Origin of the sequence: Agrococcus jenensis, assembly GCF_003752465.1 — a bacterium.
In the GTDB taxonomy this organism is placed as follows: Bacteria; Actinomycetota; Actinomycetes; order Actinomycetales; family Microbacteriaceae; genus Agrococcus; species Agrococcus jenensis.
This window is the reverse complement of the sequence record NZ_RKHJ01000001.1, coordinates 2,079,513-2,104,439: the sequence shown is the minus strand read 5'-3', so window position 1 is coordinate 2,104,439 and position 24,927 is coordinate 2,079,513. Positions and strand designations below refer to the sequence as shown.

Genomic DNA, 24,927 nt, shown 5'->3' with positions numbered 1-24,927 from the left:
CGGAGTCAGGCGATGGACGCCGGGCCCAGCAGGCTCTTCAGCTCGCCGAACAGGTCGCTCGAGACGCGCACCTGCTGCGGCAGCGCGAAGACGCGCTCGAGGTCGGGCCGCTCGAGCGCGAGCCGCACGTCGGTGGGGCCGGCGTGCCGCTCGAGCAGGCCGCGCAGCTCGCGCATCGCGGTCATCGACGCGCGCCGCTCCGGGATGCGCAGCTCGAGCGGGCGGGTCTCGTCGACCGGCTGCACGTCCGGCGTGTCGATGCTGTTCGCGTGGATCGTGAAGCTGTCGTCGCGGGTGCGCACGCGGCCGCGCACGACCACCACCTGGTCGGCCTGGAGCGTGTGCCGGAACTCCGTGTAGCTCTTGCCGAGCACCATCACCTCGAGCTCGCCGCCGAAGTCCTGCAGCGCGAAGATGCCGTAGGGGTTGCCGGAGTTGCGCGCGACGCGGTGCTGCACGCTCGTGACGAGGCCGGCGAGGATGACGGTGTCGCCGTCCTCGGCGGTCTCGGCGAGGTCCTGGATCTGGTGCGTCGCGTGCTTCGCGAGCTCGAGCTCGAGGCCCGCGAGCGGGTGGTCGGAGACGTAGAGGCCGAGCATCTCGCGCTCGAACGCGAGCTTGTCCTGCTTGCCCCACTCGGGCCGGTCGGGCACCCGGTCGGCGACGGTGTCGAGGTCGTCGAAGAAGTCGCCGAAGAGGTCGACCTGGCCGTTCGCCTCGTTGCGCTTGATCGAGACGGCCGCGTCGACGGCGTCCTCGTGGATCTCGAGCATCGCCCGCCGCGTGGCGCCCATGGTGTCGAACGCGCCCGACTTGATGAGCGACTCGACGGTCCGCTTGTTGGCGACGCCGAGCGGAACCTTCTTGAGGAAGTCGTGGAACGACGTGTAGGCGCTCTCGCGCTCTCGCGCCGCGATGATGCCCTCGACGACGCCCTCGCCGACGTTCCGCACCGCGCCGAGGCCGAAGCGGATGTCGTCGCCGACCGCGGTGAAGTAGAGGGTCGACTCGTTGACGTCCGGCGGCAGCACCGTGATGCCCATCCGCCGGCACTCCGACAGGTAGATCGCCATCTTGTCCTTGGAGTCGCCGACGCTCGTCAGCAGCGCCGCCATGTACTCGGCCGGGTAGTGCGCCTTGAGGTAGGCGGTCCAGTAGGAGATGACGCCGTAGGCGGCGGAGTGCGCCTTGTTGAAGGCGTAGTCCGAGAACGGCAGCAGCACGTCCCAGAGCGCCTTGACCGCGGCGGCCGAGTAGCCGCGCTCGAGCATGCCGCCCGAGAAGGCCTCGAACTGCTTGTCGAGCTCCGCCTTCTTCTTCTTGCCCATCGCGCGCCGCAGGATGTCGGCCTCGCCGAGCGAGTAGCCGGCGACCTTCTGCGCGACCGCCATCACCTGCTCCTGGTAGATGATGAGGCCGTAGCTCTCCCCCAGGATCTCGGCGAGCGGCTCCTCGAGCTCCGGGTGGATGGGCGTGTTCTCCTGCAGCCCGTTCTTGCGCAGCGCGTAGTTCGTGTGCGAGTCGGCGCCCATGGGGCCGGGCCGATAGAGCGCGATGACGGCCGAGATGTCGCCGAACGAGTCGGGCTTCATGAGGCGCAGCAGCGAGCGCAGCGGCCCGCCGTCGAGCTGGAAGACGCCGAGCGTGTCGCCGCGCTGCAGCAGCTCGTAGGCGCCGCGGTCGTCGAGCGGCAGCGTCTCGAGGTCGATCTCCTCGCCACGGTTCGCGCGGATGTTGTCGAGCGCGTCCGAGACGATCGTGAGGTTGCGGAGCCCCAGGAAGTCCATCTTGATGAGGCCGAGCGACTCGCACGCCGGGTAGTCGAACTGGGTGATGATCGCGCCGTCCTGCTCGCGCTTCATCACCGGGATGATGTCGATGAGCGGGTCGGACGACATGATGACGCCGGCCGCGTGCACGCCCCACTGGCGCTTGAGGTTCTCGAGCCCGCGCGCGGTCTCGAAGACCGTCTTGGCCTCCGCATCCGTCTCGATGAGGGCGCGGATGTCGCCCGCCTCCTTGTAGCGCGGGTGGTCCGGGTCGAAGATGCCCGAGAGCGGGATGTCCTTGCCCATCACGGCGGGCGGCATCGCCTTCGTGAGCTTCTCGCCCATGCCGAACGGGAAGCCGAGCACGCGCGACGAGTCCTTGAGCGCCTGCTTCGACTTGATCGTGCCGTAGGTGACGATCTGCGCGACGCGCTCGGAGCCGTACTTCTCGGTGACGTAGCGGATGACCTCCGGGCGGCGCCGGTCGTCGAAGTCGATGTCGAAGTCGGGCATGGAGACGCGGTCGGGGTTGAGGAAGCGCTCGAAGATGAGGCCGTGCTCGAGCGGGTCGAGGTCGGTGATGCGCATCGCGTACGCGGCCATCGAGCCCGCGCCGGAGCCGCGGCCGGGGCCGACCCGGATGCCGTTGTCCTTCGCCCAGTTGATGAAGTCGGCGACGACGAGGAAGTAGCCGGGGAAGCCCATGTTCGAGATGACGTCCATCTCGTAGTCGGCCTGCCGGTGCACCTTCTCGGGCACGCCGCCCGGGTAGCGGCGCTCGAGGCCGACCGCGACCTCGTGCCGGAACCAGGTGTCCTCGGTGTGGCCCTCCGGCACCGGGTAGCGCGGCATGTAGTTGGCCTGCTCGTCGAACGTGACGTCGCAGCGCTCGGCGATGAGCAGCGTGTTGTCGCACGCCTCGGGCATGTCGCGGAAGAGGTGCCGCATCTCGGCGGCCGACTTCACGTAGTAGCCGCCGCCCTCGAGCTTGAAGCGGTTCGGGTCGTCCATCGTCGAGCCCGACTGCACGCACAGCAGCGCCTCGTGGCTCTTCGCGTCCTCGGCGTGCGTGTAGTGCAGGTCGTTCGTCGCGAGCAGCGGCAGCTCGAGCCTGCGGCCGATCTCGAGCAGGTCCTCGCGCACCCGCTTCTCGATCTCGAGCCCGTGGTCCATGATCTCGAGGAAGTAGTTCTCGCGGCCGAAGAGGTCGCGGTACGACGCGGCCGCCTCGACCGCGGCGTCGAACTGGCCGAGCCGCAGGCGCGTCTGCACCTCGCCGGAGGGGCAGCCGGTGGTCGCGATGAGGCCGCTCGAGTGGCGCTCGAGCAGCTCGCGGTCCATGCGCGGCTTGAAGTAGAAGCCCTCCATCGACGCGTACGACGAGAGCCGGAACAGGTTCTTCAGCCCCTCGTCGTTCTCGGCGAGCAGCGTCATGTGCGTGTACGCGCCACCGCCCGACACGTCGTCGCCCGAGGCGGCGTCCTGCCCGCCCCACTTCACGCGCGTCTTGTCGGAGCGGTGCGTGCCGGGCGTGATGTAGGCCTCGGTGCCGATGATGGGCTTCACGCCCTGGGCCCGCGCGGCCTTCCAGAACTCGTAGGCGCCGAACACGTTGCCGTGGTCGGTCATCGCGACGGCCGGCATCCCCTGATCGCCGACGGCCTTCATGAGCTCGCTGATGCGAGCTGCGCCGTCGAGCATCGAGTACTCGGTGTGGACGTGGAGGTGCGCGAAGGAGTCTGCCATGGCCCCTCGATCCTACGGGCGGGGGCCCACGCGACAGGCCGGGGTCACTCCTGGCGGAGCTGCTCCAGCGCGGCCGCGAGGTCGGCCGGGTAGGTCGACTCGAAGACCACCCGCTCCCCCGTCCCCGGGTGCCGGAAGCCGAGCCGCATGGCGTGCAGCCACTGCCGCGAGAGGCCGAGCCGGGCGGCGACGGTGGGGTCGGCGCCGTACATCGTGTCGCCGAGGCACGGATGCCGGTGGGCCGCCATGTGCACGCGGATCTGGTGGGTGCGGCCGGTCTCGAGCTCGATCTCGAGCAGGCTGCCGCCGCGATACGCCTCGAGCGTCTCGTAGTGGGTGATCGCGTGCTTGCCGCTCGACACCACCGCGAAGCGCCACTCGTGGCTCGGGTGCCGGCCGATCGGCGCATCGATCGTGCCGGTGAGCGGATCCGGGTGGCCCTGCACGGCGGCGTGGTAGATCTTCTCGACCTCGCGGTCGTGGAACGCCGCCTTGAGCGCCGAGTAGGCGCGCTCGCTCTTCGCGACCACCATGAGCCCGCTGGTGCCGGCGTCGAGCCGGTGGACGACGCCCTGCCGCTCGGCGGCCCCGGACGTGGCGACCTGGAAGCCGGCGGCGGCGAGCGCGCCGACGACGGTCGGCCCCTGCCAGCCGACGCTCGGGTGCGCTGCCACGCCTGCGGGCTTGTCGACCACCACGATGTCGTCGTCGTCGTGCACGATGCCGAGGTCCGGCACGGGCGTCGCGACGAGCCGCGGCTCCTCGCGCGGCCGCCAGCTGAGGTCGAGCCACGCGTCGGCGCGCAGCCGGTCCGACTTGCCGAGCACCGTGCCGTCCTGGACGGCACCGCCGTCGTCGAGCATCGTCACGACCGCGGTGCGCGACAGGCCGAGCAGCTTGGCGAGCCCGGAATCGGCGCGGGTGCCGTCGAGGCCCGGGGGCACCTGCAGGAAGCGGGACTCCATCAGGGCCGGTCCTCCGGGTCGAGCGGTTGCGTCGCGTCGAGGTCGACCGCTCGCTCGCGCTTCGGCTCGTCCGTGCGGCGCACGCCGTCGAGCCCGATGTTCAGGAGCACGAGCAGCACGACGCCGATCATCGACGAGACGATGAAGATGTCGGCGATGTTGAAGATCGCCGGGAAGCCCCACACCTGGATGAAGTCGATCACGTGCCCGACGAAGAAGCCGGGCTCGCGCGTCAGCCGGTCGGTCAGGTTGCCGAGCGTGCCGCCGAGCAGGCCGCCGAACGCGATCGCCCAGAGCGGCGAGCGGATGCTGCGCAGCTGCGTGACGATGAAGACCACGACCGCGGCGGCCAGGATCGTGAAGATCCAGGTCGAGCCGGCCGCGAACGAGAAGGCCGCGCCGGGGTTGCGGACGAAGTGCCACTGCAGCAGCTCGCCGAGCACCGCCCGCTGCTCGCCCTCCGCCATCGAGGCGAGGACCCACTCCTTCGAGAGCAGGTCGGCGACCCAGACGACGACAGCGGTCCCGAGGACGAGGCCCAGCATCCGCCAGGCGGTCGACCTCGGGACCGTCGTGCTGTCGCCAGCCGTGCTGTCCTCAGGCAAGGAGCGCGCGCTCAGCTTCCGCCCTGGCCGCCGAAGGCGAGCGAGGACGAGCGGTCGAGGTCGCGCAGCTGGCTCTCGATGTAGCCGCGCAGCTTGAGGCGGTAGTCGCGCTCGAAGCTCTTGAGCTCGTCGATCTTCGCCTCGAGCGCGGTCTTCTGCTGCTCGAGCTTGCCCTTCTGGTCGTCGAACTCCTGCTCGAGCACGACCTTGCGCTGCTGGGCGTCGTCCTCGATCTGCTGCGCGGCGGCCTCGGCCGCGGCGATGAGCTCGTCGCGACGCGCCTCGCCCGCCGCGACGTGCTCGTCGTGCAGGCGCGTGGCGAGGGCGATGAGGCTGTTGGCCTCGGTGCTGCCGGCCGCTGCGGGCGCGGGCGCCTCGGCGATCGGCGCGGGCTGCTCCTCCTGCTGCTGCTGGGGCTCTGCGGGCGCCTCGGCGGGCGCGGCTGCGCGCTCGGCGAGCTGCTGCTTGAGCTGCTCGTTCTCGGCGCGGAGGCCGTCGAGCTCTGCGGTGTCGATGGGAGCCTGGACGACCGAGGAGGCGACCTCGCCGCCGGACCGGAGCGTGGCGTTCTCGGCGCGGAGCGCGTCGTTCTCCTCGGTGAGGCGTCGCAGCTCCGTGACCACCTCGTCGAGGAAGTCGTCGACCTCGTCCTGGTCGTAGCCGTCCCGGAAGCGCGTCGTCTCGAAGCGCTTGTGGACGACGTCGTCAGGAGTCAGAGCCATGGCATGCCTTTCTTGCTCGGCTGCGGCCCCGATCGGGCCTGCAGCGCAGATTCACTGTACCCGTCGCGGACGGCGTGGTGACGATCCTAGCCCGAGGGCCCGATCCACCCCGGCGTCAGGCGAAGCGGAAGGGGTTGACGATCGCGATGAGGATGATCAGCGCGAGCATGAGCACGAGCATGGCGAGGTCGAGCATGACCCCGCCGACGCGCACCGGCCGCACGACGCGGCGCACGAGGCGCAGCGGCGGGTCGGTCACGCGGAGGAGCCACACCGACAGCACGAGCCAGAAGCCCGAGGGCTTCCAGTCGCGCCGCAGCTGCCGCACCAGGTCGAGGATGATGCGCGCCCAGAGGATGTAGAGCGCGAGGTTCGCGGCGGTGTAGACGATCCACGCGAGGATCGAGACGAAGGGCACCCGTCAGTGCGCGAAGACGGCCGAGTCGGTGTCCTCGTCGACCGAGCGGCCGCCGGAGACGGCGATGTGCTCGGGCGTCAGCAGGTACACCTTCGTCGTGACGCGCTCGATGCGGCCCTCGAGCCCCTGCGTGAGGCCCGCGGAGAAGTCGATCAGGCGACGGGCGTCGCCGTCGGTCATCTGCGACAGGTTGATGATCACCGGGGTCCCGTCGCGGAACGCCTCCGCGATCGCCTTGGCATCCTTGTACTGGCGCGGGTGCACCGTCAGGATCTCGCTCATGTCGCTCACCTTCTGCGCCGGGCGGAGCTTGGTGACGGGCGCGCGACGCGGCTCCTCCACCCGCTCCCGCGGCTGCGGGGCACGGTCGTGCCGGTCCTGCTCCTCGGTCCGCTCAACAGGGCGGACCTCCTGGGTCAGCTCGTCCTCCTCGGCGAAGCCGAAGTAGATCGCCGCCTTCTTCAGTGCGTTGCTCATGGGTCCTCCTCGTGGCTGGATTCACGCTATCCGTCGGCCGGACGGTTTCCGGTGATTGCGGTGCCGATCCGCAGGTGTGTCGCGCCGTGCTCGAGCGCCTCGCGCCAGTCGGCGCTCATGCCGGCCGAGATCCACTGCGCGTCGGGGTCGATGGCGCGCACGCGCTCCGCGTGGCGGGCGAGGCGCTCGAACGCCCTGCCCGGCTTCTCGCCGAGCGGCGCGACCGCCATGACGCCGCGGAGCCGCAGCGCCGGCGAGGCGGCGACGCGCTCGGCGAGCGCGTCGAGGTCGGCCGGCGCGACGCCGCCGCGACCCGGGTCGTCCGTGAGGTTGACCTGCACGAGCGCGTCGCGCCGCGGCCGCTCGTCACCGCCCTCGAGCACCTCGACGAGCTCGGTCGAGTCGATCGAGTGCAGCACGTCGGCGTAGCGCGCGACCTGCCGCGCCTTGTTGCGCTGGAGCTGACCGACGAAGTGCCACGTGAGCCCGAGGTCGGCGAGCTCCTCGGCCTTGTCGCGCGACTCCGGGTGCCTGCTCTCGCCGAAGTCGCGGTGCCCCGCCTCGGCGAGCTCGCGGACGAGCGCGGCAGGGTGCCGCTTCGTCACCACGATCAGCGTGACGCCGCGCGCCCGGCGCGCGTCCTCGAGCTGCTCGAGGAACGCGGCCAGGCGCGCGGCGGGGGCGTCGGTCACGTCAGCGGAGGAAGTCCGGGAGGAACTCGTCCTCCTCCTCGTCCACCTGCGTGAGCGGCTGCACCGGACCGGTGAGGTGGTCGGCGACCGGGGGCGTCGGGACGACCCGGCGCTCCGGCTCGGCCGCCGGCGTGCTCGAGCTCGCGGGGCGCAGCCCCATCTCGGTGCGCGCGGCGGTGCGGATGACGGAGTCGTCCTCCTTCGCCACCGGGCCGGGGCCGTCGAAACCGGCCGCGATGACCGTCACCCGGACCTCGTCGCCGAGCGTGTCGTCGATGACCGTGCCGAAGATGATGTTCGCCTCCGGGTGCACGGCCTCCTGCACGAGCTTCGCCGCGTCGTAGGTCTCGTGGATGCCGAGGTTGCTGCCGGCCTGGATCGACAGCAGCACGCCGTGCGCGCCGTCGATCTTGGCCTCGAGCAGCGGGCTCGCGACCGCGAGCTCCGCCGCCTTGATGGCGCGGTCGGCGCCGCGCGACGAGCCGATGCCCATGAGGGCGCTGCCCGCGCCCTGCATGACGCTCTTGACGTCGGCGAAGTCGACGTTGATGAGGCCCGGCGTGGTGATGAGGTCGGTGATGCCCTGGACGCCCGCGAGCAGCACCTGGTCGGCGGTCTCGAAGGCCTCGACCATCGAGATGCCCATGTCGCTGATCTCGAGCAGGCGGTCGTTGGGCACGACGATGAGCGTGTCGACCTCGTTCTTGAGCGCCTCGACGCCCGTCTCTGCCTGCTGCCGGCGACGGTTGCCCTCGAACGAGAACGGCTTCGTCACGACGCCGACGGTGAGCGCACCGAGGCTCTTGGCGATGCGCGCGACGACGGGTGCGCCACCGGTACCGGTGCCGCCGCCCTCGCCCGCGGTGACGAAGACCATGTCGGCGCCCGCGAGCGCCTCCTCGATCTCCTCTGCGTGGTCCTCTGCCGCGCGGCGGCCGACCTCGGGGTCGGCGCCCGCGCCGAGGCCCTTGGTGAGCTCGCGGCCGACGTCGAGCTTGACGTCGGCGTCGCTCAGCAGCAGCGCCTGCGCATCGGTGTTGATGGCGATGAACTCGACGCCTCGCAGGCCGAGATCGATCATGCGGTTCACGGCGTTCACGCCGCCGCCGCCCACGCCGACCACCTTGATGACGGCGAGGTAGTTGTTGTTGGAAGTCACGGTTCCGGCCCCTCGATCGAAGTCTCAACCTCTAGTTGAAGTTTAGAGAATTCCTCACTTCATGTTGACGAGGACGACGCTACGGGCGGCGGCGGCGTGCGGTCGGGAGCGACTCGGTGTGTCGCGACGCGATGTCGCAAGAAAAAGAATCGTCAGGTTCGAGCGGGCTCAGGACCCGCGCACGACCGGGTGCTCGGGGGCTCGCACGTCGAGCACGCGGGCGACCGCGGGGTCCTGGGTCGCGAGCAGCGCGGCGACCACGTCGGCCTTGAGCCGGCTCTCGTCCGCGCCGCCCCACTGCACGACCTGCCCGCTCGCGAGGGTCAGGCGAATGTCCGAGGGCGAGCCCGCCTCGATGGTCTGCGTCGCGGTGAGCACCTCGGTCGGCACCGACACGAGCACGCTCGCGACGGCGTCGAACTCCTCGCTCCCCGGCTCGATGCCGACGAGCCGCGGCAGCGAGCCGGTGTCGGCGGCGACACCCCCGAGCACCACGCCCGCGGCGTCGATCACGACCTCGCCACCGTCGCCAGGCACGATCGCGACCGGCCGGCGCTCGACGATGTGGACGATGACCGTCGACGGCGGCACGACCTCGAGCCGGAACGACTCCACCTGCGGGATCGCCTGCAGCCGCTCGGCGACGCCCGCCTCGGTGACGGTGGCGATCGGCTCGCCGACGCTGTCGGCGAGCGCGGCCTGCACCGCCGCGGGGTCGAGCCGCTCGGCGCCCTCGACGCGCACGTCGCGCACCGACATCAGCGGCGACCACACGAGCCCGACGAGCAGCAGCAGCGCGAGCACGAGCCCGCCGACGGCCAGCAGCGCCGTGCGCAGCTGGCGCCGGCGGCCTGCGGTGAATCGCCGCACCTCCGCCCGCTCGCTGCGGACGCGCGCACGCCGCGCCTGCGCCGCCGCGCGGCGGGCCTCGCGGGCCTCCTCGCGCTCGTCGGCGCGCTGCGCCTTCTGGGCGGCGCGCCACGCCCGGTCGACGCGCTGGGCGTGCGAGCCGCGCTCGGGCACGGGCTCCGCGGCGGGCTCGAAGACCGGCTCGTCGTCGAGGTCGGCGTAGGCGCTCAGCGCCCAGCGCCGCTGCGGCGGCTCGGCGTCCTCGGCGGGCAGGTCGACGGGGTGGACGGCCGGGTCGTGCGGCGACGCACCCGGCGCCGCCTGCTCGGCCGGCTCGTCGAGCCGGTCGAAGCCGTCAGGTCGCCTCACGCGCCGTCGCCCACCTCGAGCGCCGACAGCACCTGCGGGATGATCCGGTAGACGTCGCCGCACGAGAGCGTGACGATGATGTCGCCCTCGCGGGCGATCGCCGCGGCCCGCTCGGCGGCCTGCTGCCAGTCGGGCAGGAAGTCGACGTCGCTCGGATCCTCGAAGCGCTCGGCGACGAGCGCGCCGGTGACGCCGGGGATGGGGTCCTCGCGCGCGCCGTAGACGTCGAGCACGACCGTGTGGTCGGCGACCCGCTCGTAGACGGCGGCGAAGTCGCCCGCCATGTCACGCGTGCGCGAGTAGAGGTGCGGCTGGTGGATCGCGATGATCCGGCCGTCGCCGATGACGGTGCGGGCGGCCGTGAGCGCGGCGTCGACCTCGGCGGGGTGGTGCGCGTAGTCGTCGAAGACGCGCACGCCGCGCCGCTCGCCGTGCAGCTCGAAGCGACGGCCGGTGCCGCGGAAGGCCGCGAGCGCCCTGGCGCCGTCGACCGGCGCGACGCCCATCGCGACGAGCGTCGCGAGCGCGCCGGCGGCGTTCACGGCGTTGTGCCGGCCGGGCACGCCCGCCTCGAGCTCGAAGCGCTCCCCCGCGATCTCGACGGTGCACGACGCGACGTCGCCCACGCGGATGTCGACGATCCGCACGTCGGCGTCCTCGGCCTCGCCGAAGGTGATGACGCGCTCGTGGCGCATGAGCGCGCGCACGCGCTGCGCGCCGGGGTCGTCCGCTGAGATGACGACCGCCTCGCTCGCGCGGTCCGCGAACTCGGCGAACGCGGCGTCGAACGCCTCCGGCGTGCCGTAGTGGTCGAGGTGGTCGGTGTCGATGTTCGTGATGAGCGCGACCGCGACGTCGTAGAGCAGGAACGAGCCGTCGGACTCGTCGGCCTCGAGCACGAACGCGTCGGAGGTGCCGTGGCCGCTCGAGGCGTCGAGCCCGCCGATGACGCCGCCGTTCACGAAGCCCGCGTCGATGCCGAGCCCGTGCAGGCCGACGACGAGCATCCCGGTCGTGGTGGTCTTGCCGTGCGCGCCCGCGACGGCGATGACGCGCTTGCCGCGCGCGAGCACGTGCAGCGCCTGCGAGCGGTGCAGCACGGGCACGCGGCGCTCGCGCGCGGCGACGAGCTCGGGGTTGTCGGGCCACAGCGCGCTCGTGACGACGACCGCGTCGACGTCGGCGGGCAGGTGGGCGGCGTCGTGGCCGATGCCGACGTGCGCGCCGCGCTCGACGAGCCGGTCGACGGTGGCGGAGCCCGAGCGGTCGGAGCCCGAGACGGCGATGCCGGCATCGAGCATCATGTGCGCGATGCCCGACATGCCCGAGCCGCCGATGCCGATGAAGTGCACCCGCTCGATCGTCTCGGGGATCGGCTGGGTGAGATCCGGTTCGATCACGACTGCCTCCTCGTGGCTGCGGCCCGCTCGATGAGGTCGCTCATCCGGTCGCTGCCGTCCGTCGCGCCGGCTCCCGCGCTCGCGGTGGCCATCGTGGCGATGGCGTCTGCGTCCCGCAGCAGCGGCACGAGCCGTGCGCGCACCCATTCTGCCGTGAACTCGGCGTCGGCGACGAGCAGTGCGCCACCAGCGGAAACCTGGTCCGCCGCGTTCATCCCCTGCTCGCCGTTGCCGTACGGCAGCGGCACGTAGACGGCGGGGAGGCCGACGGCCATGAGCTCCGACACGGTGAGGCTGCCCGCGCGGCAGACGACGAGGTCGGCGGCGGCGAGCGCGAGGTGCATGCGGTCGAGGTACTCGATCGCGACGTAGTGCGGCACCCTGGCCGGCTCGAAGTCGGTCTGCCGGCCGCCGGAGAGGTGCAGGACCTGCCAGCCGGCGCCGACGATGTCGGGGGCGGCGGCGACGATCGCGCGGTTGATCGAGCGCGCGCCCTGCGAGCCGCCGGTCACGAGCAGCGTGCGCCGCGCGGGGTCGAGCCCCAGCTCGACGCACGCGTCGTCGTGGAGTCCCGCCCGGTCGAGGCCGGTGATCTCGGGGCGCAGCGGCATGCCGACGAGCTCGCCGGCCAGCCGGGTCGACCGGTACGAGAGGCCCACGAAGTCGGTCCAGCGAGCGCCGAGCAGGTTGGCCATGCCCGGCTTCGCGTTCGCCTCGTGGATGACGATCGGCACGCCCTCGAGCCGCGCGGCGCGGTAGGCGGGCGCGGACGCGTAGCCGCCGAAGCCGACGACGACGTCGATCCGTCGCTCGCGGATGAGCGCGCGCACGTCGCGGACGGCGCGCCGCCATCTCGCCGGGAAGCGCAGCGCGGCGAGGTCGGGCCGACGCGGGAAGGGCAGCTTCTCGATCGTGACGAGCTCGAGGCCGGCGCGCGGGACGAGCTCGCGCTCGAGGCCCTCGCGGGTGCCGAGCACGACGAGCGCCGCGTCGGGGTGCCGCTCGCGCAGCCGCTGCGCGGTCGCGAGCAGCGGGTTGACGTGGCCGGCGGTGCCTCCGCCGGCGAGCAGGACGCGCACGTCAGCCCCTCGCCGAGAGCTCGCCGCGGTAGCGGGGGTTGTCGACCCGCTCGAGCGAGAGCACGATGCCGATGATGAGGAGCGCGGCGATGAGCTGCGAGCCGCCGGACGAGATGAAGGGCAGCGGCACGCCGAGCACCGGGAGCAGCCCGAGCACCACGCCGATGTTCACGATCGCCTGGCCGATGAGCCAGACCGTCGCGGCGCCCGTGACGACGCGCGTCATCTGCAGCGTCGCCTGCCGCACGATGCGCAGCATCGTCCAGGCGAGCAGGGCGAAGAGCGCGAGCACGACGGCCGCGCCGAGGAGCCCGAGCTCCTCGCCGATGATGGCGAAGATGTAGTCGTTGTCGGCCTCGGGCAGCCACGACCACTTGGCGCGCGAGTTGCCGAGCCCGACGCCGAAGAGGCCGCCGGCGGAGAGCGCCCAGGTGCCGTGCAGCTGCTGCCAGCATCCGGAGTAGTAGTCGGCGTCGGTGCAGCCCTGCACGAAGGCCGAGATGCGGCGCACGCGCGAGGGGCTCGAGAGCACGACGGGCACGGCGAGCAGCACGAGGCCCGCGACGGGCAGCAGCAGGTGCCACCACTTGACGCCCGCGAACCAGAGCGCGCCGAACGACAGCATCACCATGATGACGACGGTGCCGAGGTCGCTGCCGAGCAGCACGAGCCCGATCGAGAGCCCGGCCACGGGTGCCGCGGGGATCCACGCCTGCCAGAAGCTGTCGATGCGCTTCTGCTTGCGGGTCATGATCATGGCGAGCCACACGCAGAGCGCGACCTTCACGAACTCCGACGGCTGCAGCGAGAAGCCGCCGATGCCGATCCAGTTGCGGTTGCCGTTCGCGCCGAAGCCGAGCGGCGTGAAGACGAGCATCTGCAGCGCGATGCCGAGGCCGACGCCGATCCACGCGAGGCGCTGCCAGATCGTGGCGGGCAGCCGCGCGGCGAGCAGCATGAGCACGATGCCGATGGCCGCGAAGGCGCCCTGCTTCGCGAAGTCGGTGAAGAAGGAGGCGTTGGCGACGTAGCTCTCGACCGACGACGACGAGAGCACCATGATGAGCCCGAAGGCGACGAGGAACAGCGTCGTGCCGAGCAGCAGCGCCGCGTTGAGGGTCGGCGCGCCGAACATCGACCGCACGCGCACGAGCGCGCGCCTGCCCGTCCGCTCGGCGCGGCCGCCGTCAGTGGTCGAGGCGGGAGCCGTCGTCGTCACCATGGGCTCCCCCTTCTCGATCTCGCTCGGCTCGATCTCGCTGTGCCCGCACGGCCTCGGCGAAGCGGTCGCCTCGGGCTGCGTAGTCCTCGAACTGGTCCATGGATGCGGCCGCCGGCGCCAGCAGGACCGTGGTGCCGGGCGCGGCGTGCGCTGCGGCGGCCTCGACGGCCAGCCGCATCACGGCTCCAGTGTCCGCCGTGTCGACCTCCACGAGCGGGATGCCCGGCGCGTGTCGCGCGAACGCCTCGCGCACGGGACCGCGCTCGACGCCGATGGCGACGGCGGCCACGATGCGGCGGGCGTGCCGCTCGACGAGCGGCGCGACGTCGGCGCCCTTGAAGAGCCCGCCGACGATCCACACGACGCGCTCGAAGGCGCTCAGCGATCCCTCGGCCGCGTGCGGGTTCGTCGCCTTGGAGTCGTCGACCCAGCGCACGCCGCCGACGTCGGCGATGAGCTCGGTGCGGTGGCGGTCGAGCCGGAACGAGCGGATGGCGTCGCGCACGTGCGCGGGCTCGGCACCGAACGCCCGGGCGAGCGCGGCCGCGGCGAGCACGTTGCGCGTCATGTGCGGCGACCGCAGGCCGCCGGGCTCGAGGTCGTCGAGGCTGCCGAGCTCGAGCGCCTGGCGGTGCCGGTCGTCGAGGAACGCGCGGTCGACGAGGATGCCGTCGACGAGGCCGAGGTCGCTCGGCCCTGGCACGCCGAGGCCGAAGCCGATCGCGCGGCAGCCCTCCACGACCTCCGCCTCCTCGACCATGCGCTGCGTGGCCGGGTCGTCGATGCCGTAGACGGCGGCGATGCGGGCGTTGCGGTAGACCTTCGCCTTCGCGGCGCGGTACGCGGCCGCGGAGCCGTGCCAGTCGATGTGGTCGTCGTCGATGTTGAGGCACGCCGCCGAGTGGGGCCAGAGCGCGCCCGGCCCGTCGTCGGCCATCGCGTGCAGCTGGAAGCTCGAGAGCTCGACCACGAGCACGTCGAAGCCCTGCGGGTCGCGGACGGCGTCGAGCACGGGGGTGCCGATGTTGCCGACCGGCGCGACCCGGAGCCCCGCCGCGCGCAGCATGTGCGCGGTGAGCTGGGTCGTGGTGGTCTTGCCGTTCGTGCCGGTGATGAGGATCCACTCGGCCGCGCGCACCTTGTCGCGCACCCGCCAGGCGAGCTCGATGTCACCCCAGACCGGGATGCCGCGGTCGGCCGCGGCGACGAGCCACGGGTGGTCGGGGCGGAGCCCCGGCGACGCGATCACGAGCTCCGCGTCGGCGAGCGCCTGGGGCACCTCGTCGCGGCCGGCGTCGACGATCGGCACGTCGAGCACGCCCAGGATCGTGCGGCGCTCGTCGTCGACGCGCTCGGCGACCGCCGTCACGGCGGCGCCGAGCTCTGCGAGGGTGTCGACGGCGGCGAACCCCGTCACGCCGAGGCCGAGCACGGCGACGCGCAGCCCCGACCAGTCGTGGTGCCAGGAGGCGAGGTCGTCGACGCGAGTCATCGCGGGTGCACCGTCCACTCGAAGTAGAACGCGCCGACGGCCGCGGCGACGAAGAGCCCGGTGATGATCCAGAAGCGCACCACGATGGTGACCTCGGCCCAGCCCTTGAGCTCGAAGTGGTGGTGCAGGGGCGTCATGAGGAACACGCGCTTGCCGCCGGTCGCCTTGAAGTAGGCGCGCTGCACGATCACCGAGCCGGTCACGATGATGGGCAGGCCCGCGATCACGATGAGCAGCAGCTGCGTGTCGGTCATCACCGCGAAGCCGGCGAGCGCGCCGCCGAGCGCGAGCGAGCCGACGTCGCCCATGAAGATCTGCGCGGGGCTCGTGTTCCACCAGAGGAACCCGATGAGCGCGCCCATGACCGTCGCGGCGAGCGTGGCGATGTCGAGCGGCTGCGCGACGTCGTAGCAGCGGGCGGCGTCGCCGGGCGGGAGCTGGCTGAGGCACGACTGGTTGAACTGCCAGAACGCGATGAACACGTAGCCGACCATCGACAGGATCATCGAGCCGGTCGCGAGCCCGTCGAGGCCGTCGGTGACGTTCACCGCGTTCGCCGCGGAGACGTTGATGACGGTGATCCAGAGCACGAACAGGATGATGCCGAGCGCGCCGAGCGGCGCGAGGTCGAGCCACGGGATGTCGCGCACGCCCGAGATCACCGGGTCGGCGAGCGGCATGCCCGTCGATCCCGCCGGGATCGTGAGCACGAGCACCGAGAACACGACCGAGACGATGAGCTGACCGGCGACCTTCGCCCAGCCGCCGAGGCCGAGGGATCGCTGGTTCGAGATCTTCAGGTAGTCGTCGACGAAGCCGACGGCGCCCATCCCCACGATGAGCAGCAGCACGAGCAGCGCCGGCAGCGTGGGCGGGTCCTGCCCCAGCAGCTTGCCGCCGAAGTAGCCGACGAGCGTCGCCACGATGAAGATGAGGCCGCCCATCGTGGGCGTGCCGCGCTTGACGTGGTGCGACTGCGGGCCGTCGTCGCGGATGAACTGGCCCCAGCCGATGCGGGCGAAGCCGCGGATGAACAGCGGCGTCGCGAGCAGCGACACGAGCAGCGCGATCCCCGCGGAGGCGAGCAGCACGAGCATCAGCGGCCGCCGATCCGGTCGGCGAGGGGCTGCAGGCCCGACACGTTCGACGACTTGAACAGCACGACGTCGCCCTCGACGAGCTCGCTGCGCAGCAGCGCCTCGGCCTCGTCGGCGGTCTCGACCCAGGTGGTCTCCTGGCCGTACGACGACTCGAGCTCCGCCGCATCGTGGATGGCCTTCGCGCCCGCGCCGACCACGACGAGGCGGTCGATGCGCACGCGCACGGCGAGCCGGCCGAGCCGGTCGTGCTCCTCGACGGCGTGCGGTCCGAGCTCCGCCATCTCGCCCAGCACCGCGATCGAGCGGCGCCCTGCCTGGCGCGTCATGTGCGCGAGCGAGCGCAGCGCCGCCGCGGTCGAGTCGGGGCTCGCGTTGTAGGCGTCGTTGATCACCGTGATGCCGCCGCCCGGCTCGAGCAGCTCCATGCGCCCGCGCTCCGCGCGCTCGAGCGTGCCGAGCGCCTCGACGGCCTGCCCGAGGTCGAGCCCGAGCGCGTCGGCGACCGTGAGCGCGGCGAGCGCGTTCATCACGTGGTGCTCGCCGAGGATGCGCATGCGCAGCGGCCAGGTCTCGTCGCCGCGGTGGATGGTCGCGATCGTGCCCTCGAGGGTCGAGTCGATGCCGCTCGCCCAGAGCGCGGTCGGCTGGTCGTCGCTGCCCGCGTCGGTCCCGAACCACGCGATGCGCGCGCGCGTCGATGCGGCCATGCCCGCGACGCGCTCGTCGTCGCGGTTGAGCACGGCCACGTGCTCTGGCCCGAGGTCGCGCACCATCTCGGTCTTCGCGCGCGTCGTCGCCTCGACGCCGCCGAACTCGCCGGCGTGCGCGAGCCCGACCTTGAGCACGACGCCCAGGTCGGGATGCGCCATCGCGGTCAGGCGCGCGATGTCGCCCTCGACGCTCGCGCCCATCTCGAGCACGAGGTAGCGGGTCGCCTCGTCGATGCGGAGCATCGTCATGGGCGCGCCGACCTCGTTGTTGAACGACTTGACGGGGCTCACCGTCGGCCCGTGCTGCTCGAGGATCGCCTGCAGCATGTTCTTCGTCGTGGTCTTGCCGTTGGAGCCGGTGATGCCGATCACCGTGAGCTCCCCGGCCGCGCGCACGCGTCGGATGACCTCGGCGGCGAGCGCGCCGAGCGCCACGACGCCGTCGGGCACGACCACGTGCGGCACGTCCTGCTCGAGCGGTCGCTCGGCGACCACGAGCGCCGCGCCCGCGGCGATCGCCGCGTCGATGAAGCGGTGCCCGTCGGTCACCTCGCCCGGCATCGCGAAGAACACCGCGCCGTCGGCGACGAGCCGGGAGTCGGTCTCGACCGAGCCGGTCACCACGACGTCGTCGCCGTGCAGCGTGCCGCCGACGGCCGCCGCGATCTCGCTCGCGCGCATCGTGAGCATCAGCGCTTCCTACCCATCAGTGCTCGCTACCCATCAGTTCCAGCCCGCCTCGTGCAGCGCGAGCCGCGCCTCGTCGCGCGCGACGAACGGCTCGCGGCGGCCGGCGACGTCGCGGTAGTCCGCGTCGCCGGGGCCGGCCCACAGCACGGTGTCGCCGGGACCGACGAGCGCGAGCGCGGCGCGGATGGCGTCCTCCTCGGGCGACGACTCGATGACCGGCTTGTCGCCGGCCGCGGCGCGCGCGCCCTCGAGCACCTGGGCGCGGATGCTCGCGGCGTCCTCGGTGCGCGGGTTGAAGTCGGTGACGACGACGGCGTCCGCGAGCTCGGCGGCGATGCGCCCCATCTCGGCCCGCTTCGTCGTGTCGCGGTCGCCGTCGGCGCCGAAGAGCATGACGAGCCGGCCCTCGGTGACGCGGCGCAGCGCCTGCAGCGTCTGCGCGAAGGCGTCGGGGCTGTGGCCGTAGTCGACGAAGACCGACGGGCCCCCGTCGCCGGAGACGCGCTCGATGCGGCCGGGCAGGGTCGCGCGCATGCCGCGGTCGATGACCTCGGCGACGCCCTCGATCTCGAAGCCGTCCTCGACGAGCATGAGGATCGCGATCGCCGCGTCGACGGCCATGTGGCGGCCGATGAACGGGATCTGCACCTCGATCGCGCCGCCGTCGATGCCGGTGAGGGTGAAGGAGGTGGAGACGGCCGTCTCCTCCCAGATGTCGACGTGCCAGTCGGCGCTGCGGTCCGGGTCGCTCGTCACGGTCGTCACGGGGATGCGGCTGCGCTCGGCGACCTTGACGCCCCAGTCGGTGTCGACGCACACGACGCCGCGCTCGGCGCGGTCGGGCGTGAAGAGCTCGAGCTTGACGTCGAAGTAGGCGTCCATCGAGCCGTAGTCGTCGAGGTGGTCGTGGCTCAGGTTCGTGAAGGCGACGACGTCGAAGACGACGCCGTCGATCCGGTGGCGCTCGAGCGCCTGCGCGCTCACCTCGAGCACGGCGGCGCGCACGCCCGCCTCGCGCATGCGGGCGAGCAGCGCGTGCAGCTCGCTCGCCTCGGGCGTCGTGAGCTTCGACGTGACGACGAGGTCGCCGACGTGCCGCTCCGCGGTGGTCGAGAGCCCGGTGACGAAGCCGAGGTCGGCGAGCAGCCCCTCGAGCATGAACGCCGTGGAGGTCTTGCCGTTCGTGCCGGTGATGCCGAAGAGCTTCGGCGGCTGCTCGTCGGTGCGGTACACCCACGCGGCGATCTCGCCCAGGGCAGCGCGCGGCTCGTCGACGACGATGACGGGCACGTCGGTGTCGAGCATCGCGGCGCCGGCCGGGTCGGTCACGACGGCCACGGCGCCGCGCTCGAGCGCCGCGGCCGCGAACTCGGCGCCGTGCCGGTGCGCACCCGGCAGCGCCGCGAAGATGTCGCCCGGCTGCACGTCGGAGGAGTCGATCGTGATGCCGGTGACCTCGACCCCGTCGAGGTCGGCGTCGACCTGCAGGTCGAACTCGTCGACGAGCCCGGCGATGGGCCGCGGAGCGGGATGCTCCGGACGCAGGATCCTCGGGGTCACGCCCGCCACGGACATCCTCTCCTCAGTGCTGTCACGCCCGCCGCCGTCTCGCCGGTCAAGGCTGCTCCTCCGCCGGCCACTCGAGCGGCACATCGGATGCCGGGGTGGTGCTCGGGGGGATGTCGTAGTGGCGGATCAGAAGGTTCACCATATCGTGGAAGGCGGGGATCGCCCCGCCGCTGGTGCGGATCGTCTGGGGGCTGTCGAACAGCGTCAGCACCACGAACTGCGGGTCGTCGACCGGGAACACTCCGGCGACGGAGATCATCATCCGCGACGGGTCGTAGCCCGAGCCGTCCTCATAGGCCATCTGCGCGGTCCCCGTCTTCGCGGCGATCCGGTAGCCCTCGATCGGGAACGTCTCGTAACCGTAGTCCGTGACGACGTGCTCGAGCACCTCGAGCGTCTGGCGCGCGGACGAGGCGCTCACGACGCGCTCCCCCTCGCCCGTCTCGGGCGTCGTCACAGTGCCGTCGGCGGCCGTGCAGCTCGCGATCAGGCGCGCGGGGAGGTGCTCGCCGCCGTTCGCGAGCGCCTGGTACGCGGAGGCGAGCTGGATGGGCGTGGCGGCGATGCCCTGCCCGAACAGCACGTTGAGCCGTGTCTGAGGGTCGAGCGCCGACGCGTCGCGCAGCGGCACCGCCTGCTCGCCCGCGAAGCCGACGGCGGACTGCTCGCCGAAGCCGAAGCGGTCGAGGTAGTCGAAGTAGTCGGCGCGGTCCATGTCCTCGGCGAGGCGCACCATGCCAGAGTTCGACGAGTTGACGAGGATGCCTGCGGCCGTCCACTGCTTGACCTCGTGCGAGTGGGCGTCGCGCACGCGCACGCCCGGCTCGGTGTAGGTCCACGGCACGCTCAGCTGGTCGCTCGGCTCGACGAGGCCGAGGTCGACCATCGCGGCGAACGAGAAGGTCTTGAAGATCGAGCCCGGCTCGTAGGCGGCGGTGAACGCGCGCGAGCCGCGGTCGCGCTGGTCGGACGCGGTGGGAGCGTTCGGGTCGACGGTCGCGGACTCGGCGACGGCGGCGATGGTGCCGTCGGTGCGCATGATGATCGTCGTGCCGCTGCGCGCCCGCAGCTGCGCCGTGTACTGCTCGGTGAGCTGCTGCGCCTGGTACTGCACGTCGGCGTCGATCGTGAGCTGCACCGTGCCGCCGTCGACGGCCGGGTCGGTGAGCATCGAGCCCGGGATGGGGGTGCCGTCGGCGCCGCGGTCGAAGGTGCGCGTGCCGTCCTGGGCGTCGAGGCACGCGTCCTCGCTGCGCTCGATGCCGGCGAGCGGCTCGCTCTGACCCATGAAGCCGACGAGGTTGCCGCCGACGGAGCCCGCGGGGTAGACCCGCTGCGGGTTGAGCCGCAGGTACACGTACGGCAGGTTCAGGTCGCGCACGGCCTCGTACTGCGTCGCGGTGAGCCCGCTCGCGAGCAGCAGGTAGTCGGACTCCGGGTTGCGCTCGAGCTCGGCGAGGATCATCGCCTGCAGGTCGAGCGGGTCGTCGCCGGTGATCGCGGCGATGCGCTCGAGCGCCTCGCCGCCGGTCACGGTCGCGTCGACGCCGTCCACCTCGGGGACGAGGTCGCGCGTGTACTGCGGCGAGATCGTCAGGTCCCAGCGGTCGACGCTCTCGGCGAGCACGGTGCCCGCGGCGTCGACGATCGGGCCGCGGGTGCCGAAGATCGTCTGCGAGACGCCCCGTCGCCCATCCGCCTCGGCGTTGAGCGCCTCGGCGCGCACGAGCTGGATGTCGGCGAGCCGCACGACGAACGTCGCGAGCAGCGCGAACGTCAGCGCGGCGACGAGCATCGTCCGCACCCGGTTCCGGCTGCGCTTCCGCTTCACGGCCAAGGGCACCTCCGCTTCAATCGCTCGCAACGGCGAGCCTCGGTCGAGTCACCGCACGCTAGCGGCCCGGCGGCCTCCAGGCGGGCCGCCACGCCCTCACTCCCCCGTGGTGGTCGGGAGGAGCGTGCCGGGTGCGGGCTGGTCGGCCGCCTCGGCCGCGGTCGGCGCCGCGGCGGCGCTCAGGCCGGCGGGGAGGAGCATGCCCGGGTGCGGGCGCACCGCCGCGGCCTGCACCTGCTGCACGGTCGCCGCGGCCTGCGGCGCCTCCGCGAGCAGCGCGTTGGGCACGTGCATGCCGAACTGGTCGATCGCGGGCACCTGCATGTGGAGCGCGTCCGGTCCGCCGGCGGTCACGGCACCGCCGAGCGTGAGGAACTGCGAGGGCTGGCCGGCGAGCATGCCGAGCTCGTCGGCGGCGACCGCGACGTGCTGCGGCGACGACAGCACCGCGATCTCCTCGGCGAGCGTCTGCTCGGTGCGGGCGAGCGCGGTCGACTCGCCCTGCAGGCCGCTCAGCCGGTACGCGCCCTCGCTGATCGCGACCGAGAGGCCGAGCTGCGCGACGATGATGCCCGCGAGGCCGACGAGCCCGACGATGCCGTGCACGAGGCGCGGCGCGCGGCGCGGCGCGATCGCGGGCAGCGCCCGCAGGTGGCGCTCGCGCTCCGGCCGCTCGGCGGTCGGCAGGGCGCGCAGGTCGATGGCGGCGTGGCTCTGCACGGCGGCGGTGCTCATGACAGCTCCTCGGTGGTCGATGCGGGTCGGATGCGCTCGGCGGCTCGGAGCCGGACGGGCGCGGATCGGGGGTTGACGGCGCGCTCGGCCTCGTCGGCGAGCTCTGCGCCCTTGACGAGCAGCCGCAGCTGCGGCGCGTGCTCTGGCAGCTCGGCCGGCAGGTCGAGCGGTGCGGTGGAGGATGCCGCGGCCTGCAGGGCACGCTTGACGATGCGGTCCTCGAGCGACTGGTACGCCAGCACGACGAGCCGGCCGCCCTGCCCGAGCGCGCCGATCGCGGCGGGCATCGTGCGCTCGAGGATCGCCAGCTCCTGGTTGACCTCGATGCGCAGCGCCTGGAACACGCGCTTCGCGGGGTGGCCCTGGTTCGACAGCGCGCGCGGCGTCGCCGCCTGCAGGATGTCGACGAGCTGCTTCGAGGTCTCGATCGGCGCGGTGTCGCGCGCCGCGACGATCGCCCTGGCGTAGCGGTCGGCGAGCTTTTCGTCGCCGTACTCGCGGAAGAGGCGAGCGAGGTCGCGTGCACCGCGCTCGGCGAGGATCGTGGCGGCCGTGACGTCGCCGTCCTGGTCCATGCGCATGTCGAGCGGCGCGTCCTTCGCGTAGGCGAAGCCGCGGTCGGCGGCGTCGAGCTGCAGGCTCGAGACGCCGAGGTCGAGCAGGATGCCGTCGGCGGCGCGGACGCCCGCGGCGCGCGTCGCGAGGTCGATGCGGTCGTAGGTCGCCTGCACCGGGCGGAAGCGGTCGCCGAAGCGCGCGAGGCGGTCGCCGGCCAGCCGGATCGCGTCGGGGTCGCGGTCGATGCCGGCGACCACGAGCGTCGGGTGCGCGGCGAGCATCGCCTCGGTGTGGCCGCCCATGCCGAGCGTGCCGTCGACGACGACCGGGGTGCGGCCGGCTGCGGCGGCGACCTCGATCGCGGGGGCGAGCAGCTCGAGCGTGCGCTCGAGCATGACCGGGGTGTGGAGATCGGCTGCGTCCATGTCGTGCCCTGCTCCCGTCCCGGCCCCTGATCCCCATCCGTTCGACGCGCCACCGGGGAAGGTGCGGCGCGGCGGACAGCTGGGAGTCACGAGCCGGGTCAGAAGATGCCGGGGATCACCTCCTCGGTCGTCGAGGCGAAGTCGGCCTCCTTGGCCGCGTAGTACTCGTTCCAGGCGGCGGTGTCCCAGATCTCGGCGCGGGTGCCCGCGCCGATGACCGTGAGGTCGCGGCCGAGGCCCGCGTAGTCGCGCAGGTTCGCGGGGATGGTGATGCGGTGCTGGCTGTCGGGCTGCTCGCTCGACGCGCCCGACAGGAAGAGGCGGAGGAAGTCGCGGGCACCGGACGAGGTGAGCGGCGCCTGCCGGATCTGCTCGTGCACGTGCTCGAACTCGCGGATCGAGAAGACGTAGATGCAGCGCTCCTGGCCGCGCGTGAGCACGAGGCCGCCCTCGAGCTCCTGGCGGAAGCGGGCGGGGAGGATGACGCGGCCCTTGTCGTCGAGCTTGGGCGTGTGGGTGCCGAGGAACACACCGCCCCCTCTCGTCCGGCCTGCGAGATGCGCCGACGTCTGCCGACATCCTCCACTCTACTCCACTTACCGCCACTGGACCCGCGTTTCATTCCTCGAATCGCCGCACATTCCAAGCGATTCCTGGGGCCGATCGGTGGAGGGAGTCGACGGCCGATCGGGCGCGTCGGCAGCCGGCGCCGCGTCCGGGCACGCGAAAGGGGCCAGCGCTGATCGCGCTGGCCCCGTCGTGGAGGTGTGTGGAGGGACTAGCCCCTGGTGTTGCGGTCGTCCCACTCCTGGGCGAGCCGGTCCATGAGGCCGGGTCCCTGCTTCGCGGCTGCGGGGCCCTCGCCCGGACGGCCGCGGCCCACGGCGTCGTCGCCGGTGGCGGGCTTCGAGGCCGAGAGCGCCCAGAGCGCTCCGACGACCGCGACGCCGAAGCCGGCGACGCCGATGATCGCGAGCTTCATGAGCACGCCCACGACGATGAGCACGAGGCCCACGGCGATGCCGAGCACGCCGATGGCGACCTTCGTGTAGTCGACGGTGCGAGGACCGCTCGACGTGTTCACGATGTCTGCCTCGTGCTTGTAGAGATTGCGCTCCATCTCATCGAGCAGACGCTGCTCGTGCTCGGAGAGGCCCATCTCGCACCCCCTTCGCTCGACCGGTGCGGGTGGAAGTCTACGCGTGTCTGCTGTCAATAGCATGTGGGTTGTGTCGGCACAGCAGCGCTTCGCCCGAGCCGTCGAGGGCTCGATCCAGCAGTACCTCGATGCGCGCGAGCGCACCCTGACGGAGATCTCGCCGGATGCCGCGACGCTGCTGCGGCTCGTGCGCGAGATGGTCTCCGGCGGCAAGCGGGTCCGGAGCTCGTTCGTGCTGTGGGGCTGGCACGCCGTGACGGCGGCGCGGGCGGATGCCGACCGCACCGCGGGCACCGAGCAGGACCCGGCGTGGGCCGACGTGATCGGCGTCGCGACGGCGATGGAGCTCTTCCACGCCGCCGCGCTCGTGCACGACGACATCATCGACGCCTCCGACACCCGCAGGGGCGGGCCGGCGATGCACCGCGCGCTCGAGGCCGTCCACCGCGACGGCCAGTGGGTGGGCGATGCCGCCTCGTGGGGCTCGAGCTCCGCGATCCTGGTCGGCGACCTGCTGCTCAACTGGGCGGACGACCGCATGCTGCTCGCCTGCCGCGGCACGGCGCACGGCGACGCCGTGCACGACGCCTACCGCCGCATGCGCGAGGAGGTCACCTTCGGGCAGTACCTCGACGTGCTCGAGGAGGCGGCCTGGATCCGGCAGGACCCGGAGGCGCTGCTCGACCGCGCCCACACGGTCGCCGTCTACAAGTCGGCGAAGTACTCGGTCGAGGCGCCGCTCACGCTCGGCGCGCTGCTCGCGGGCGCGAGCGACGCGCAGCTCGACGCGCTCGCCGGCTACGGGCTGCCGGTCGGCGTCGCGTTCCAGATGCGCGACGACCTGCTCGGCGTCTTCGGCGACCCGGAGGTGACCGGCAAGCCCGCCGGCGACGACCTCCGCGAGGGCAAGCGGACGGTGCTCATCGAGATCGCGCGGCAGCGGCTCTCCCCCGGCGTGCGCACGATGCTCGACGAGCTGCTCGGCGACCGCGAGCTCGACGAGCGGCAGGTGGCGATCCTGCAGGACGCCATCCAGCGCTCCGAGGCGCCGTCGCGGCTCGAGGCGCTCATCGACCGGGCGGTCGGCGAGGCGCTCGAGGCGCTGCACGAGGGCGAGCTGTCGCGCTCCGCGGTGCTCGAGCTCGAGCGGCTGGCCGACACGGTCGCGAAGCGCGACCGGTAG

At 72.4% G+C, this 24,927-nt stretch carries 22 protein-coding genes; 1 reads left to right on the top strand and 21 read right to left on the bottom strand.

Annotation, left to right across the window (positions count from 1 at the left end; all coding sequences use genetic code 11):
• Window positions 1-5: 5 nt before the first annotated feature.
• From dnaE to EDD26_RS10245, 21 genes are all read right to left on the bottom strand, one after another.
• Window positions 6-3,515 carry a DNA polymerase III subunit alpha gene (dnaE, locus tag EDD26_RS10345; protein ID WP_123697639.1) on the bottom strand — a complete coding sequence of 1,170 codons (3,510 nt, stop codon included), beginning with the start codon at window positions 3,513-3,515 and terminating at the stop codon, window positions 6-8.
• Between the two features lie 44 nt (window positions 3,516-3,559).
• Window positions 3,560-4,480, bottom strand: a complete 921-nt coding sequence (locus EDD26_RS10340) for an RluA family pseudouridine synthase (RefSeq protein ID WP_123697638.1) — start codon at window positions 4,478-4,480, stop codon at window positions 3,560-3,562.
• Window positions 4,480-5,025 carry a signal peptidase II gene (gene lspA, locus EDD26_RS10335; RefSeq protein WP_123697637.1) on the bottom strand — a complete coding sequence of 182 codons (546 nt, stop codon included), beginning with the start codon at window positions 5,023-5,025 and terminating at the stop codon, window positions 4,480-4,482. The genes EDD26_RS10340 and lspA overlap by 1 nt, the downstream gene beginning before the upstream one ends.
• 71 nt (window positions 5,026-5,096) lie before the next feature.
• Window positions 5,097-5,807: a DivIVA domain-containing protein gene (locus EDD26_RS10330; protein ID WP_123697636.1), complete on the bottom strand. Its 711-nt coding sequence runs from the start codon at window positions 5,805-5,807 to the stop codon at window positions 5,097-5,099.
• Window positions 5,808-5,922: 115 nt separating this feature from the next.
• The gene (locus EDD26_RS10325) at window positions 5,923-6,225 is read right to left on the bottom strand and encodes a YggT family protein (protein WP_211333853.1); all 303 of its coding nucleotides are present in this window, start codon (window positions 6,223-6,225) and stop codon (window positions 5,923-5,925) included.
• A gap of 3 nt (window positions 6,226-6,228) precedes the next feature.
• Window positions 6,229-6,702 (bottom strand): cell division protein SepF, encoded by a 474-nt coding sequence (locus EDD26_RS10320; protein WP_123697635.1) that lies wholly within the window; start codon window positions 6,700-6,702, stop codon window positions 6,229-6,231.
• Window positions 6,703-6,728: 26 nt separating this feature from the next.
• Window positions 6,729-7,394: a YggS family pyridoxal phosphate-dependent enzyme gene (locus EDD26_RS10315; RefSeq protein ID WP_123697634.1), complete on the bottom strand. Its 666-nt coding sequence runs from the start codon at window positions 7,392-7,394 to the stop codon at window positions 6,729-6,731.
• A 1-nt stretch (window position 7,395) separates the two neighbouring features.
• Window positions 7,396-8,553 carry a cell division protein FtsZ gene (gene ftsZ, locus EDD26_RS10310; RefSeq protein ID WP_245989851.1) on the bottom strand — a complete coding sequence of 386 codons (1,158 nt, stop codon included), beginning with the start codon at window positions 8,551-8,553 and terminating at the stop codon, window positions 7,396-7,398.
• A gap of 168 nt (window positions 8,554-8,721) precedes the next feature.
• Entirely contained in the window at window positions 8,722-9,771 is a 1,050-nt protein-coding gene (locus EDD26_RS10305; RefSeq protein WP_123697633.1) for a cell division protein FtsQ/DivIB, read from the bottom strand.
• The gene (gene murC / locus EDD26_RS10300) at window positions 9,768-11,171 is read right to left on the bottom strand and encodes a UDP-N-acetylmuramate--L-alanine ligase (RefSeq protein ID WP_123697632.1); all 1,404 of its coding nucleotides are present in this window, start codon (window positions 11,169-11,171) and stop codon (window positions 9,768-9,770) included. The genes EDD26_RS10305 and murC overlap by 4 nt, the downstream gene beginning before the upstream one ends.
• Window positions 11,168-12,250, bottom strand: a complete 1,083-nt coding sequence (locus EDD26_RS10295; RefSeq protein WP_123697631.1) for a UDP-N-acetylglucosamine--N-acetylmuramyl-(pentapeptide) pyrophosphoryl-undecaprenol N-acetylglucosamine transferase — start codon at window positions 12,248-12,250, stop codon at window positions 11,168-11,170. The genes murC and EDD26_RS10295 overlap by 4 nt, the downstream gene beginning before the upstream one ends.
• 1 nt (window position 12,251) lies before the next feature.
• The gene (gene ftsW, locus EDD26_RS10290) at window positions 12,252-13,472 is read right to left on the bottom strand and encodes a putative lipid II flippase FtsW (RefSeq protein WP_123698540.1); all 1,221 of its coding nucleotides are present in this window, start codon (window positions 13,470-13,472) and stop codon (window positions 12,252-12,254) included.
• A complete protein-coding gene (gene murD, locus EDD26_RS10285) occupies window positions 13,438-14,964 on the bottom strand; it encodes a UDP-N-acetylmuramoyl-L-alanine--D-glutamate ligase (protein WP_123697630.1) in 1,527 nt (508 codons plus the stop codon). Before murD ends, ftsW begins: the two co-directional genes overlap by 35 nt.
• Window positions 14,961-16,061 carry a phospho-N-acetylmuramoyl-pentapeptide-transferase gene (gene mraY / locus EDD26_RS10280; RefSeq protein ID WP_123697629.1) on the bottom strand — a complete coding sequence of 367 codons (1,101 nt, stop codon included), beginning with the start codon at window positions 16,059-16,061 and terminating at the stop codon, window positions 14,961-14,963. The genes murD and mraY overlap by 4 nt, the downstream gene beginning before the upstream one ends.
• Window positions 16,061-17,464 carry a UDP-N-acetylmuramoyl-tripeptide--D-alanyl-D-alanine ligase gene (locus EDD26_RS10275; protein WP_123697628.1) on the bottom strand — a complete coding sequence of 468 codons (1,404 nt, stop codon included), beginning with the start codon at window positions 17,462-17,464 and terminating at the stop codon, window positions 16,061-16,063. The genes mraY and EDD26_RS10275 overlap by 1 nt, the downstream gene beginning before the upstream one ends.
• 33 nt (window positions 17,465-17,497) lie before the next feature.
• A complete protein-coding gene (locus EDD26_RS10270; RefSeq protein WP_123697627.1) occupies window positions 17,498-19,039 on the bottom strand; it encodes a Mur ligase family protein in 1,542 nt (513 codons plus the stop codon).
• A 40-nt stretch (window positions 19,040-19,079) separates the two neighbouring features.
• Window positions 19,080-20,864: a peptidoglycan D,D-transpeptidase FtsI family protein gene (locus EDD26_RS10265; RefSeq protein WP_245990092.1), complete on the bottom strand. Its 1,785-nt coding sequence runs from the start codon at window positions 20,862-20,864 to the stop codon at window positions 19,080-19,082.
• Between the two features lie 99 nt (window positions 20,865-20,963).
• Complete coding sequence (ftsL, locus tag EDD26_RS10260) at window positions 20,964-21,602, bottom strand: cell division protein FtsL (RefSeq protein ID WP_123697625.1); 639 nt, start codon at window positions 21,600-21,602, stop codon at window positions 20,964-20,966.
• A complete protein-coding gene (gene rsmH, locus EDD26_RS10255) occupies window positions 21,599-22,585 on the bottom strand; it encodes a 16S rRNA (cytosine(1402)-N(4))-methyltransferase RsmH (protein WP_123697624.1) in 987 nt (328 codons plus the stop codon). The genes ftsL and rsmH overlap by 4 nt, the downstream gene beginning before the upstream one ends.
• A 98-nt stretch (window positions 22,586-22,683) precedes the next feature.
• Window positions 22,684-23,115, bottom strand: coding sequence for a division/cell wall cluster transcriptional repressor MraZ (gene mraZ / locus EDD26_RS10250; protein ID WP_123697623.1), 432 nt, complete (start codon window positions 23,113-23,115; stop codon window positions 22,684-22,686).
• A gap of 248 nt (window positions 23,116-23,363) precedes the next feature.
• Window positions 23,364-23,744 carry a DUF3040 domain-containing protein gene (locus EDD26_RS10245; protein ID WP_123697622.1) on the bottom strand — a complete coding sequence of 127 codons (381 nt, stop codon included), beginning with the start codon at window positions 23,742-23,744 and terminating at the stop codon, window positions 23,364-23,366.
• Window positions 23,745-23,814: 70 nt separating this feature from the next.
• Between EDD26_RS10245 and EDD26_RS10240 the strand changes: the two genes are divergently transcribed.
• On the top strand, window positions 23,815-24,927 hold the full coding sequence (locus EDD26_RS10240; RefSeq protein ID WP_245989850.1) for a polyprenyl synthetase family protein: 1,113 nt from the start codon (window positions 23,815-23,817) through the stop codon (window positions 24,925-24,927).

Excerpts from the sequence above, each read along its gene's own strand:
- dnaE (WP_123697639.1), bottom strand. The coding sequence starts at position 3,515 with ATGGCAGACTCCTTCGCGCACCTCCACGTCCACACCGAGTACTCGATG.
- EDD26_RS10340 (WP_123697638.1), bottom strand. The coding sequence starts at position 4,480 with ATGGAGTCCCGCTTCCTGCAGGTGCCCCCGGGCCTCGACGGCACCCGC.
- lspA (WP_123697637.1), bottom strand. The coding sequence starts at position 5,025 with ATGCTGGGCCTCGTCCTCGGGACCGCTGTCGTCGTCTGGGTCGCCGAC.
- EDD26_RS10330 (WP_123697636.1), bottom strand. The coding sequence starts at position 5,807 with ATGGCTCTGACTCCTGACGACGTCGTCCACAAGCGCTTCGAGACGACG.
- EDD26_RS10320 (WP_123697635.1), bottom strand. The coding sequence starts at position 6,702 with ATGAGCAACGCACTGAAGAAGGCGGCGATCTACTTCGGCTTCGCCGAG.
- ftsW (WP_123698540.1), bottom strand. The coding sequence starts at position 13,472 with ATGGTGACGACGACGGCTCCCGCCTCGACCACTGACGGCGGCCGCGCC.
- murD (WP_123697630.1), bottom strand. The coding sequence starts at position 14,964 with ATGACTCGCGTCGACGACCTCGCCTCCTGGCACCACGACTGGTCGGGG.
- mraY (WP_123697629.1), bottom strand. The coding sequence starts at position 16,061 with ATGCTCGTGCTGCTCGCCTCCGCGGGGATCGCGCTGCTCGTGTCGCTG.
- EDD26_RS10275 (WP_123697628.1), bottom strand. The coding sequence starts at position 17,464 with ATGCTCACGATGCGCGCGAGCGAGATCGCGGCGGCCGTCGGCGGCACG.
- EDD26_RS10270 (WP_123697627.1), bottom strand. The coding sequence starts at position 19,039 with ATGTCCGTGGCGGGCGTGACCCCGAGGATCCTGCGTCCGGAGCATCCC.
- ftsL (WP_123697625.1), bottom strand. The coding sequence starts at position 21,602 with ATGAGCACCGCCGCCGTGCAGAGCCACGCCGCCATCGACCTGCGCGCC.
- rsmH (WP_123697624.1), bottom strand. The coding sequence starts at position 22,585 with ATGGACGCAGCCGATCTCCACACCCCGGTCATGCTCGAGCGCACGCTC.
- EDD26_RS10245 (WP_123697622.1), bottom strand. The coding sequence starts at position 23,744 with ATGGGCCTCTCCGAGCACGAGCAGCGTCTGCTCGATGAGATGGAGCGC.